Consider the following 12,874-nt stretch of genomic DNA (forward strand, 5'->3'; position numbering starts at 1 on the left):
TTCTTTTTATTAAAAGTCAGCATGTTCAGTATTCGGCTTATCGAATCAAAAAGTATTCTCATCTCTAAGCTTTAATTGAATATCCTAAGTTGATCTGAGTTCTGGTTAAACTGAGTCTGAAATGGTTGCAATTGAAATTGGGCAGGACCTTCTACCACGTTCCCCGTAATGATTTCAAAAACAGAGCCACAACATACCGTATCTTTTGCAGTAAGGCCTGAGTTTTCGTCTACATAAACCCTACATGCTTCGGGCACATTAAATGTGCAATGTCGGTCAAAGGCTGAAAATTCATCATTACTTACCCTATACACAATAATCCCCCTGGATCCTCCCGTTAAGTAAAGCCAACCTCCCGGGTTGAGGAGAATGTTATATTCGGGCAGATTTAAGTTTAGGGTAATATCAGTTTGAATAATAGGGACTCTTTCATTTTCATCGTCGTCATCGCGACAGCCTGTCGTTATGATAAATATGAATATCAGCGGAAGACTTCCAATAGTTAGGAGACGTTTCAATCTTGTATATCTTCGAGTCATCATGAGTAAACGCAAAAATAGCCTTCGCATTTTAATTATTGTCATTTCAGGGTTGTTGATCTCAATAAGTGCCTCAGCACAAAAAAAAGAAAAGAGAGTCAAAACGAAGAAGCAATACAAGGAGTTTAAAAAGCTTCAAGACGATAGAGAGGAGCAAGATGCTGAAGCTATAGAAAAAGGACGTGAGAAGCACGAAAAGCTTCAGACCAAGCAGACTAAGAAGCGAATGAAAAAGAATGAGCGCCGAATGAGACGCGTGAAAAGGGATAGAAACGAGGACGGATTTTTCACTCGGCTATTCACCAAAAAGCCTCGCTAATTCTATTTAGGATTCCCCTGAGATGTAAAGATTTGTGAATTCGTTTAGGGGTTTTTCTTGTTGAGAACGAATTTCTCACCTTATCTTTGGAGTCTCGAAAGAGAAAAATTACACTCTGCTTGGGGTTCATTTCGACCCTTAATCGTTAGCCGTCAGAAGCTTGGTTTGTTAAATGTTTTATGATTTTTGAGCCGCAGTTGGCGCTTTGCTGAAGTGAATCAAAATTCTATATATTTACGGCCTTGTTGCGAAAAAGTTAAAAATTGTAAACCGAGATTTATGGTGCGTAACCTCTACCTACTGGGATTTGTATTCTTTGTATTCTCTACTTCACTGTTTGCCCAGGTTGGATCGGGTACCTTGAAGGGGACACTAACAGATTCAGAGACGGGAGAACCCCTCCCTTTCGTAAATATTGTACTTCAAAAAGGAGACCGACAGGTTACCGGAAGTGCCACGGATTTTGACGGAAACTATACCATTAAACCAATTCCTCCAGGGACTTATGATGTCCTCGTTTCCTACGTTGGATACAATGCCAAGAAAATCGAAGGGGTAAAAATTAATAACGATAAAATCACTTTCGTGAATATACCTCTTGAACAAGGTATTAAGCTGAAAGAGTTTGAAGTTGTTGAATATAGTGTTCCACTTATTGATAAGGATGGTGGTTCTTCAGGAGGTACCGTTAGTCGTGAGGATATCCAGAAGATGCCCGGTCGAAGTGCAAACTCTATCGCCGCTACGGTTGGAGGAGTTCAGCAGAATGGTAACGGAACATCCATACGTGGTGCGCGTGAAGGAAACACCTTTTACTACATCGACGGAATCAAGATTCGAGGTAACACCAACTTACCGAAAGCCGCTATTGAAGAAGTGCAAGTAATGACGGGTGGTATTCCAGCCAGCTACGGAGATGCAACTGGAGGTATTATCGCAATTACTACTCGTGGTGCAAGCAGTCAGTGGTTTGGAGGTATTGATATTTTAACCTCAGGTTTTGCCAATCAAGATGGTGGCGGTGTAGGTCTTGACCGCTACTCTCAAACACAAATCGAAGGAGTTCTCTCCGGGCCACTTCTTTGGAAAAAGAATGCTGCGGGAGAAAAGGAACGTCCAATGCTGGGTTTCTTCCTCTCTGCCAACTACCGAAACTTTATGGACACACGTCCACTAGCCACAGGGTCATTCCGTATTAAAGAGGATGTTCGAAATCGTTTGGTCGCTGACCCTTTGAACTTCACTTTGCAAGACGGTGGAACAGCCGTAGGACAGGGTGGTGTATTTATAGACGAAGATGGAAACCCTGCGGACGCCAGCCAATTCTTAGACCAAGTACAAGCAAACAATAACGCTGAGTTCTTGCGATCTAGTGATTGGGAGGAGATTCCTGCTCGTCAAAACGGTAGACTTCAAGCTGTATCTCTGACAACGAAACTAGATGTTGCAACGACTCCGAATATTGATTTATCATTTGGGGGTACTTATGATTATTCTACGAATAAAAACTGGAGCTACAACAATAGTTTGTTCAATTCAGCGAATAACGGTGAATCCATCAATCAGACCTTTAGAATTTTTGGAAGATTCACTCAGCGATTTGCTAATAGCCAAGAAGAAGAGGGTGGATTGATAAAGAATGCTTTCTACTCGCTCATGGTAGATTATAGCCAGATTAACGGGCGTACTCAAGATCCGAGACATGAGGATAATCTTTTTAACTATGGATACGTAGGGAAGTTTGAGACAATTGAGGAGCCTTTCTTTCAGTACATCCAAGCAAACGATTCCCTAACTACTTCAGGGTTTTATCAAAATGGGTTCGTTCCCAGAGAGATTATTTTCACTCCAAGCGACGTGAATTCTGATTTGGCTTCTTACACTTCCGATTTGTTTCAATTTTTTGACGCAAACGGTATCCCTGTGGTTACGGAAAATCAAATTGATGCTTCCGGTGGTTTAAGAAACGGAAGAACTCCTGGTTCTATATTCAACTTGTATAACCCAATAGGTTCACCTTTTGGGACTTATCAAACGTTTGACATCAATCAATTTAGGATTACCGGTTCCGGTTCGGCCGATATCGGAAACCACGCCATTACGCTTGGATTTGAATTCGAGCAATACACAGAAAGGAACTTCAGTGTTGCGCCTATCGGACTATGGAATTTAGCGCGTCAATACACCAATGCCCATTTGGAGCAGTTTGATACGAGCGTACCTTCTGATACACTTACAGGTTTGGGTGTCGATCCTTTCTTTACTTATGACAGAATTATCAGTTTAGATAATCAACAGACTTTTGATAGAAATCTGAGAACATCTCTTGGACTCAATCCGAACGGAGATGATATCATCTACGTTGATGCTCTTGACCCTGAGCTTTTCGAACTCGACATGTTCAGTGCCGACGAATTATTGAATCAAGGAAATAATTTGGTTTCGTACTACGGTTATGACTACAAAGGTGACCGGCTAACGGGTGGAAGACCTACCATTGATGACTTCTTCACTGAAAGAGATGAGAACGGTGATTTCACTCGACCAATAGGTGCTTTTGAGCCGATATATATCGCGGGTTATATCATGGATAAGTTCACCTTCGATGACATCATCTTCAATGTTGGGCTTCGTGTGGACCGTTATGATGCCAACCAGTCTGTGTTGAAAGATCAGTTTGTGATCGGAGAAGCTTTGACGGTGCAAGACACAAGAAATAGTGGTGAGGGTGGAAGATTGCTTCCTGATGAGATCCGTCAGCATCCATCAGTTGTTGGAGACGATTGGGTTGTTTATGTGAACGATCTTCAAAATCCAACGGCCATTAACGGATACCGCGATGGTAACACTTGGTACAATGCTCAAGGTGTTGAGATTCCTGATCCACGTGCTATTAGAACGAACTCTGGTATCGCTCCTCTTTTAGCTGATCCTGACGCAGTTGGAGAAAACCTGAATTCAGGTGCTTTTGAAGATTACGACCCGCAGTGGAATATAATGCCACGTATCTCTTTCTCATTCCCTATTTCGGATGAGGCGGTTTTCTTTGCTCACTATGACGTGTTGACGCAGAGACCTACAGGGCAGAATATAAATAACCCGATCAATTACCTTTTTATTCAGAATATTGGTCAAACAGCTATCGCGAATCCAAACTTGCGCCCTACTAGAACCATTGACTACGAGTTGGGTTTCCAACAAGTATTGTCTAGAACTTCATCGCTAAAGATTGCAGCTTTCTATCGTGAAACGCGTGATGAGATTCAAGTGCGTAACTTATTAGAGGCATATCCTGTGACTTATAACTCTTTCGACAATTTTGACTTCGGAACAGTAAAAGGACTTACGTTAACATATGATTTGAGAAGAACAGGTAATGTAACACTGCGTGTTGCTTATACCTTGCAGTTCGCTTCTGCTACGGGTTCCAATGCAGGTTCAGCTATCAACTTAGTTAATTCAGGTGAACCTAACTTACGTGTGATCTTCCCAACAAGTAGAGACCAAAGACACTTATTGATTACCACTTTTGACTATCGATATGGTTCAGGAGCAGATTACAATGGACCTACCATTGGAGGTAAACAAATACTTGCAAATGCAGGCTTAAACATTGTGGGGACTCTAGGCTCAGGAACGCCATACTCTCAGCAGAGATTAGTTACGGGTACTCAACTTCAAAGCGGGGGAGGTACTCCACAGCTAGAAGGATTGGTAAACGGTTCTAGGCTACCGTGGCAGTTTAATGTGAACGCTCAAATAGATAAATCATGGGAGTTGAAATTTGGAAAAGGTGAAGAGAAGAAAACAGCTTTCCTTAATGCTTATCTACTTGTAAATAATGTTTTGAATACAATGAACATTATCAATGTTTACCGATTCACAGGAAACCCTGACAATGACGGGTATTTAGAATCACCTAGGTTCCAGCCTAACATCGAGGCGCAAATTGATCCGGAAGCTTTCCGTCAGATGTATGCTTTGAAGGTGAATAATCCATTTAATTTTTCTGTTCCCAGAACTATCCAGTTGGGAGTGAGACTTGACTTTTAATTAAGAATGAACATTAAATCTAATACTATGAGAGTGTCCAAAATCGTCTTGATTTTTACAGCTCTGCTCTTGGGCTTAACTACCAGCGTATCAGCGCGAGAATATTTAGGTCCTAAATCGAATTCATCCCAAGCCAATGTGAAGGCCAAGGCAGCTACTTGTTCACCTGCGCAAACGCAGAATGAGTTTTTCGTCAATAATGTGCGAACTGCAGCTGAGACCGGAGGAAATACTTGGTATGACCGAGGGAATGGCTTGCCATTTTACGAAGTTCCTGCGGGTGGTGGAAATCACGCGATTTTTGCGGGTGCATTATGGATGGGAGGAACTGATCCTGCGGGTAACTTGAAGTTAGCAGCAGTTCGATTCCGTCAAAACGGAAATGACTTCTGGCCTGGTCCCCTAACGGATGATGGTGCTGCAACTATTGACGATGCGACTTGTGAAGCTTACGACACGTTTTTCAATATGTCTCGTCAGGCAGTGGAAACACACCGTTACTTCTACACGCTGGTTAACCAAGGAATAGACCCGAGCACAGATCCTTTGTTTGAGGATGGGTACTCAATTCCTACTGAAATTCTTGAATGGCCTGCTCATGGTAATACGGGATTAGGTCAAAGCTTCAATTTGGCACCCTTTGCTGATTTGAGAGATCCTGTAACGGGTGATATCCTAACCACACCAGGTCTATATGAACCTCAACAGGGAGATTATCCATTATACGATTTGGACTCTGAAATTGATTGTAGGACGAGGTTGGTTACTGATCCTGTTCCACTTTTTGGTGACTTCTCGATGTATTGGATATTTAATGACAAAGGAAATATTCACACTGAATCTCAAGGTGACCCTATTGGTATGGAAATCCAAGCACAGATGTTTGCCTTCAACACCAATGACGAGATCAATAACATGACTTTTTGCAACTATGTCCTTATCAATAGGGGCTCATTGACGTTGGAAGAAACTTTCTTTGCTCAATGGGTAGATACTGATTTGGGAAATGCTGAAGACGATTATGTAGGATGCGATGTTGGAAGAGGTTTAGGTTATTCATACAACGGGTCCAACTTTGACGGAAGCTCAGGGAGTGGTCCTGGTTATGGAACTCAACCACCTGCAATTGGAATTGATTTCTTTGAAGGACCTTACCAAGATCCTGACGGTATCAATAACCTCTACGGAATCGGAGAAGGCGAGGCTCTGAATGGATTAGGTTACAGAAATGAAGCCGATGCATTTCCAGACTCTATTATTGATAATGAGCGTTTTGGAATGAGGCGATTTTTGTATCACCAAAATTCTGAACCACCCGTTGCTACTCAAGGTCCTCAAGTAGCAGTAGAGTATTATCAAATGATGCAAGGAATTTGGAGAGATAACACTCCCATGTCATTTGGTGGTCAGGGTTATGCCCCAACCAACCCCAACGCTCTTAGGTCCGACTTCATGTTCCCGGGAGACTCAGACCCGCTTCATTGGGGTACAGGAGGCGTAGATCCGAACTACTCCACCGCAGGAGGATGGACAGAAGAGAATGAGGGAAACCCTGCTTCTGATAGAAGATTCCTTCAGTCTGCGGGTCCTTTTACACTCGATCCGGGAGAGTTTAATAACATTACAGTCGGAGCGGTTTATGCAAGAGCAACTTCAGGGGGGCCCTTCGCATCTGTAAACAGTGTGTTTGTTGCAGATGATAAGGCGCAGGCTTTGTTTGAAAACTGCTTCAGGCTATTGAGTGGTCCTGATGCTCCTGATTTGACTGTTCAAGAACTTGACAGAACGTTGATCTTCTATTTGAGGAACACCAACGCATTAAGTAACAACTTGGGCGAAGCTTATTTCGAGATCGATCCTACGATTCCCGAGTTTGACACTGAAGGAAACCCTTACGATCGCACTTATAATTTCCAAGGGTATCAAGTTTATCAATTGCGTGACTCTGAAGTGTCGGCAGGTGATTTGGAAGAAACTTCATTGGCAAGACTATTATTCCAAGTTGATATTGAAGATTTTAATGAGAATGGAGAGCCTATCGCTCAAATCATAAATTATGAGTTTGATGAGCAAATAGGTCTTTCTGTTCCAAGGGAGAAGGTGAACGGTCAGAATGTTGGTATCTCTCACTCGTTTGAGGTAACTGATGATCTTTTTGCGCAAGGAGACAATAGACTCATTAATTTCAAAAAATACTATTACATGGCTGTTGCCTATGGGTACAACATGTATGAGCCTTACAATCCGGATCCTGATAATCCAACGGGACAGGCTTCTCCATACTTGGTCGGACGCTCTTCCGCTACCGGTGCTATCAATCCGGTCGTGGCCATTCCATCTAAGCCAGCGCCTAGAACTTTTGGTACGGTTGCTAATTCCAGCTATGGAGACGGTTTACCAATTACCAGAATTGAAGGAACGGGTAATGGAGGAAATGAGTTGAGGTTGACACAGGGTACAATTAATAATATAATGGCTGGTGCACCTTATAAGGCTGATACTCTTGTATACGAGACTGGTTTCGGACCGTTGAATGCCAAAGTTGTTGATCCTCTTAATGTAAGAGCTGCCGATTTTGTTTTGAAATTCTATAACGATGTGGATGAGGAAGGCAACTATACTGGCGATTTTGATGATGCTCGGTGGTTTTTGATCGACAAAGCAAACCCAAATGATACAATTTTCAGTGAGAACACCATACGTGTAGCGAATGAACAAATCGTTCCTGAATATGGAATAAGCGTAGAGATAGGCCAATATGATTTTGAAATCTCGAATCCACAGGCTGAAAACACCAAGTTTATGCCAGCACTTCTAAACTCTTCTGTTTCATATAGCACTGAAGGTGGAGAATGGTTGTCAGGTGTTGCAGACCAAGAAGGATTCACTTACCTCAACTGGGTTAGAGCGGGAACTGTCGTAACAGAAGACCCTGAAGGGGATGAACCTTGTTATTTGCCGGAACCGACACCCGAGGATCCGAATCCGCTTCCACTGGATGCCTTCTGGGATGATAAGTTGGGTATTGATGACAGACAAGTTTATGAAGATGTAGTAGGAGGAACTTTTGCACCTGCTCACTTGGTAAATCAGAACAACTGTGGATTAGGTGCATTCAATACCATCGCTGAGTCTCAATCTCGAACAAATACTTCAAATCGGGATATGACTGATTTGAGTTCAATGCAGGTAGTCATTACTCCGGACAAGTCCCTTTGGACTCGTGTTCCTGTATTTGAGATGCAACATGATCCCGCTTTCTCTCAATTAGGAGTTGAAAAAATGCTATTGAGAGGAGCGCTCTCCGTCGATAAGAATGGTCTGAACCAATCTCAGGATGGAGTAAATGAGGAAGAAGCAACCTACTTTGGCGAACAAGTCTACACAACAGAATATGTAGATGAGTTAATCGATGACTTAGATGAAGATGAGCTCAATGCCTACTTGATTGCTGTTGATAGTGAATACCCTTCATTGAATATCGTAGAGGGCGTTGGATCAGATACTGAATTCTTCCCATACCGATTGGTCGGTCTCTCATTCGGAATGGGTTACTTTCCAGGTTATGCGATCAATGTTGAAACTGGCGAAAGATTGAACATGGGCTTCGCAGAGAATTCATTCTTTGGAGCTGATAATGGTAGAGATATGCTCTGGAATCCATCGGCACGTATATCTTCTCCTCTCGGACAGCAATTGTTCTTAGGAGGCGAGCATTACTTCTACGTATTCGACAATAATGCTCTATACAAAGACGATGATGGCGAATTCCCGATGTATGATGGCGGAAAGTATGCGTTTGATGCCTTTACAGATGGAAGTGCCAGTGATCGACGTAGAACTTTTGCAGGATTGGAATGGGTAGGTTTCCCGCTCTTAGCTCAAGGGTTTGAGTATCGAAGTCCTCAAGATGGATTGGTACCTGGTGAAGTGATTATTTCAGCCAGTGTTGCCAGACCTTATGAGCCTTATGCTACGGCAGCGGATGAATTAGGAGACGGATCACTTCCTTACATCCCAACGGGTGAATCACTCGAATTAAGTGATAACCAGTGGTATCCCATGTATGAATTCAGCACCAAAGGTTCAGAAGTATTCGTGAATCAAGAAGTAGTAGCCGAGGAATCATTAAATTTGATAGACATTGTACCAAATCCTTACTATGCTTACAGCTCATATGAGCAAAGTAGAGTGGACAACAGGGTGAAGTTTATCAACTTACCTCCTGAGTGTAAAATTCAAGTATTTACAGTTAACGGTACTTTGATTCGAATTCTCGAAAAAGACAATCCAAATACTTTCTTGGAATGGGATCTTAGAAACGAAGCGTTCATTCCGGTAGCAGGAGGTATTTACTTAATCCACGTGTCAGTTCCCGGCGTTGGAGAGCGAGTACTGAAGTTTTTCATGGCGACTCGACCTGCTGACTTAAGAAACCTCTAAGAATCTATTTCCTACAATCAAACGATTATGATGAATCGATATAAAAATGCAATCCTGACCTTAGCGGTTCTTTCAGGAGTTTTATTTACATCATCTGTATTTGCAGGGAACCCTGATCGCGCTGGCTCTGCGGGAGGACTGCAGTTATTGATCAATCCTTGGGCGCGCAGTGGAGCCTTCTCTGGTGCCAATATGGCTGACGCAACGCCGGTTGAGTCAATGTTTTTAAACGTGGCAGGCCTAGCTTTTGTCGAACAAACAGAAGTTTCATTTACACATACCAACTACCTTTCAGGGGCAGATGTTGCGATAAACTCCGTAGGAATTGCCCAAAGAGTAGGTGAGACAAGTGTATTGGGGATTTCGATTAGCGCAATGGATTTTGGTGATATCAGACGTACAACGACAGAGACTCCGGACGGAGACGGAACCTTCTTCAATGTGAACATGGTGAATTTAGGACTGTCTTTTGCCAAAGCCTTCTCAAATAGCATTTATGGAGGAATTACACTTAAGATTCTTTCAGAAAGTGTAGCTGACCTTAGTGCTTCCGGTGTTGCTATAGACGCAGGGATTAAGTACGTAACAGGGGAGAGAGACCAAGTTAAATTTGGTATAACGTTGAAGAATGTTGGTCCTGCGCTTTCTTTTGAAGGAGACGGGTTGAGTTTTGAAACAGAAGCTCCCGACGATTTATATGCTTTCACAGCTGAGTTGAGAAGTGCTGAATATGAACTTCCATCTCTTGTATCGATAGGTTTCAGCTATGACTTCTTATTGCCCGAAAATCACTATTTGACAGCTCATGGAACGTTCATCGCGAATTCCTTTAACAATGACAACTACTTGTTCGGTCTTGAATATAGCTTCTTGAGAAAGTTCTATTTGCGCGGTGGTTACCACTACGAAGAGAATATTTTCAATGATGCCGATCGTCGAGTTGTTTATACTGGTCTTTCAGCCGGTGCCGGACTTGAGTTTGAATTCGGTGAAAAGAGATCACGTATTAGCGTAGATTATGCCTACCGTGCTACCATGCCATTCGATGGTTCTCATTCAATAGGTGCTAGAATCCACTTGGGTCGGCCTGAGTAGATTACAGAATAACTTTTTATCTTTGCATTAATGAGAAAGCCCTGTAATGGGTTTTCTCTTTTTTGATATATACCACACTGACATGTCACAATTAAGCTATTATACTAAGGAAGGTCTCCAAAAACTCAAGGATGAGCTTGATCATCTGAAAAGAGTCGAGAGGCCCGACATCTCCAGGCAAATCGGAGAAGCAAGAGATAAAGGAGATCTTTCTGAAAATGCAGAGTATGACGCTGCAAAAGAGGCACAAGGTCATCTCGAGGCCAAAATTGCTAAACTCGAAGATGTTGTTGCCAACGCTAGGATCATTGACGAATCTCAAATAGATAATTCGAAAGCATTCATTTTGAGTACAGTTAAGATCAGAAACATCGCCAACAATGCGGAAATGTCATATACGCTGGTAGCCGAAAATGAGGCTGATTTGAAGCTGAGAAAAATTTCCATTGAATCGCCAATCGGAAAGGGTTTACTTGGAAAGGCAGTAGGAGATATTGCAGAAATTCAAATCCCTTCTGGACTCGCCAAGTTTGAAGTATTGGAAATATCTCGATAATGGCTTCAATTTTTACCAAAATTATAAGTGGTGAGATTCCATCTCATAAGGTTCATGAGAGCGATAAGTTTATTGCTTTTCTTGACATTAATCCGCTTAAAGCGGGTCACACTTTGATCGTGCCTAAAGAAGAGATCGATTACATTTTCGACATGCCTGATGGGCTGTTGAGTGAGATTCTTGTTTTCTCAAAGGAAGTTGCGCGGAAAATAGAATCAGTCGTGGAATGCGAGAGAATCGGTGTTTCGGTAATTGGTCTGGAAGTACCTCATGCTCACGTTCATCTTATTCCGATGAATTCAGTTTCTGATATGAACTTTGCTAAGCCAAAACTCGAATTGGATTCGGATTTCATGTCCGATTTAGCAGAAAAAATTCGTCAAGCTTAATTTACCCTCTTTTTCTTCCAGGATTAGCTGATAAATAGGCCTTCCATGATGAGAAGGACTCTTTTTCTTTGCTGCCTCCTTGAAATCCATGACAGACTGCCGCAGCCAGTGCATCTGATGCATCAAGACTATCGGGTAACTCTTTTAGCCGGAGGACCGTTTGAAGCATTTTCGCAACTTGTTCTTTTGACGCGTTACCATTACCGGTAACGGATTGCTTTATTTTTCGCGGAGCATATTCACAGTATGGCATGTCCCGACTCAATGCAGCAGCGATAGCCACTCCTTGAGCTCTGCCAAGCTTCAGCATAGACTGCACGTTTTTTCCGAAAAAAGGGGCTTCGATAGAAAGTTCATCGGGATGAAACTCGTCAATCAACGATACAACACGATCAAAGATTTTCTTCATTCGGACGGCATGGTCAGGATATTTCCCGAGTTTGATCACTCCATAACCTAACATTTCAAAGCGCTTCCCTTCCACCTTAATGATGCCGTACCCCATGATCGTTGTCCCCGGATCCATGCCCAAGATGATGCGCTCCTTCTTCAAAACATTACCTTTAAAGGCTAAATGTATAAAAGAGTTTCCATAGCCCTTCGGAACCCCAAGGTTTCCATTACTCTTCGTTTGGCCACGTTGACACTTCTGGGTTCTTTGGCATGGTTCAAATTCAAAGGACTGGAGTTCGCAAGTGGTTGGATTCAGGTTAGTTTGCTTTATCCTCTTTTGGTTGCTGCGCTTCTCTCAGCCTTTAATTTATCCACCGAATCCGCAAAATATCAGAGCCTGTTTGGGAAAGATCGAATTGATTTCATGAATTCCTTTCGCTCCGTGCTCGCAGGGATGAGTGTGGGAATCTGGACACCAAATCGGGTAGGGGAATTTGTGGGGCGACTCAGGTATGCTCCCTATGGTGAAAAGAAAAGATCGATGGGAGCAACGGTAACCGGCTCCTTTCTTCAAGGTGGGGTGACCGTTCTCTTTGGTTGTGTTGGCCTCATGTTGTTTGAATTCAATATGGAGATGCCGGTTAATTTGAACATGGTCTTGGCAGGTGCAATGCTTTTCGCTTTGGCTGTGGCGCTGATTTTTCGAAAAGGGCCAATTGCTCGTTTGCGTAAGAAGCATTATGAAGTCAAAGGAACTGAATTGTTGGTGGCATTCAATTGGGCGACTCTCCGATATGCTATTTTTTCAACTCAGTTTGTCATCTTGCTATTCGCCTTTGGTTTTAGCGGTACATTACTTGAAGCATTTTCAGGGGTGTTTCTACTCTACGCCATACAGTCTTACATTCCCGGGTCATTCCTGTCCGAACTTGGCGTGCGTGAAGTCCTGTCCGTCCTGTTTTTTGCATCGTTTTTCGAAAACCCAATCGGAGCACCTTTGGCCGCATTTTGCCTGTGGGTGCTGAATATTGGCCTTCCGATTCTAAGCTGGTCAGTGTATTCGGGATTTAAAAAGCTCGAAGCGTAG

9 protein-coding genes are annotated in these 12,874 nt (G+C 42.8%); 7 read left to right on the plus strand and 2 right to left on the minus strand.

Going from position 1 to position 12,874, the window contains the following annotated elements:
- Nucleotides 1-71 precede the first annotated feature (71 nt).
- Entirely contained in the window at nucleotides 72-518 is a 447-nt protein-coding gene (locus O3Q51_04480) for a hypothetical protein (protein ID MCZ4408050.1), read from the minus strand.
- A gap of 22 nt (nucleotides 519-540) precedes the next feature.
- On the opposite strand from O3Q51_04480, the gene O3Q51_04485 reads away from it, so the two are divergent.
- The 6 genes from O3Q51_04485 (at nucleotide 541) to O3Q51_04510 (ending at nucleotide 11,394) form a co-directional block, all read left to right on the plus strand.
- Entirely contained in the window at nucleotides 541-858 is a 318-nt protein-coding gene (locus tag O3Q51_04485) for a hypothetical protein (protein ID MCZ4408051.1), read from the plus strand.
- Between the two features lie 279 nt (nucleotides 859-1,137).
- Complete coding sequence (locus O3Q51_04490; GenBank protein ID MCZ4408052.1) at nucleotides 1,138-4,911, plus strand: carboxypeptidase-like regulatory domain-containing protein; 3,774 nt, start codon at nucleotides 1,138-1,140, stop codon at nucleotides 4,909-4,911.
- A gap of 27 nt (nucleotides 4,912-4,938) precedes the next feature.
- Complete coding sequence (locus O3Q51_04495; protein ID MCZ4408053.1) at nucleotides 4,939-9,354, plus strand: T9SS C-terminal target domain-containing protein; 4,416 nt, start codon at nucleotides 4,939-4,941, stop codon at nucleotides 9,352-9,354.
- A gap of 30 nt (nucleotides 9,355-9,384) precedes the next feature.
- On the plus strand, nucleotides 9,385-10,449 hold the full coding sequence (locus tag O3Q51_04500) for a PorV/PorQ family protein (GenBank protein MCZ4408054.1): 1,065 nt from the start codon (nucleotides 9,385-9,387) through the stop codon (nucleotides 10,447-10,449).
- An 82-nt stretch (nucleotides 10,450-10,531) separates the two neighbouring features.
- Complete coding sequence (gene greA / locus O3Q51_04505; GenBank protein ID MCZ4408055.1) at nucleotides 10,532-11,005, plus strand: transcription elongation factor GreA; 474 nt, start codon at nucleotides 10,532-10,534, stop codon at nucleotides 11,003-11,005.
- A complete protein-coding gene (locus O3Q51_04510) occupies nucleotides 11,005-11,394 on the plus strand; it encodes an HIT family protein (protein MCZ4408056.1) in 390 nt (129 codons plus the stop codon). Before greA ends, O3Q51_04510 begins: the two co-directional genes overlap by 1 nt.
- A gap of 1 nt (nucleotide 11,395) precedes the next feature.
- Here the strand turns inward: O3Q51_04510 and ruvC are convergent, their stop codons facing one another.
- Nucleotides 11,396-11,947, minus strand: coding sequence for a crossover junction endodeoxyribonuclease RuvC (gene ruvC / locus O3Q51_04515; GenBank protein ID MCZ4408057.1), 552 nt, complete (start codon nucleotides 11,945-11,947; stop codon nucleotides 11,396-11,398).
- A 21-nt stretch (nucleotides 11,948-11,968) separates the two neighbouring features.
- Between ruvC and O3Q51_04520 the strand changes: the two genes are divergently transcribed.
- Nucleotides 11,969-12,874, plus strand: coding sequence for a hypothetical protein (locus O3Q51_04520; GenBank protein ID MCZ4408058.1), 906 nt, complete (start codon nucleotides 11,969-11,971; stop codon nucleotides 12,872-12,874).

This window comes from Cryomorphaceae bacterium 1068, assembly GCA_027214385.1.
Classification (GTDB): Bacteria; Bacteroidota; Bacteroidia; order Flavobacteriales_D; family Cryomorphaceae; genus JAKVAV01.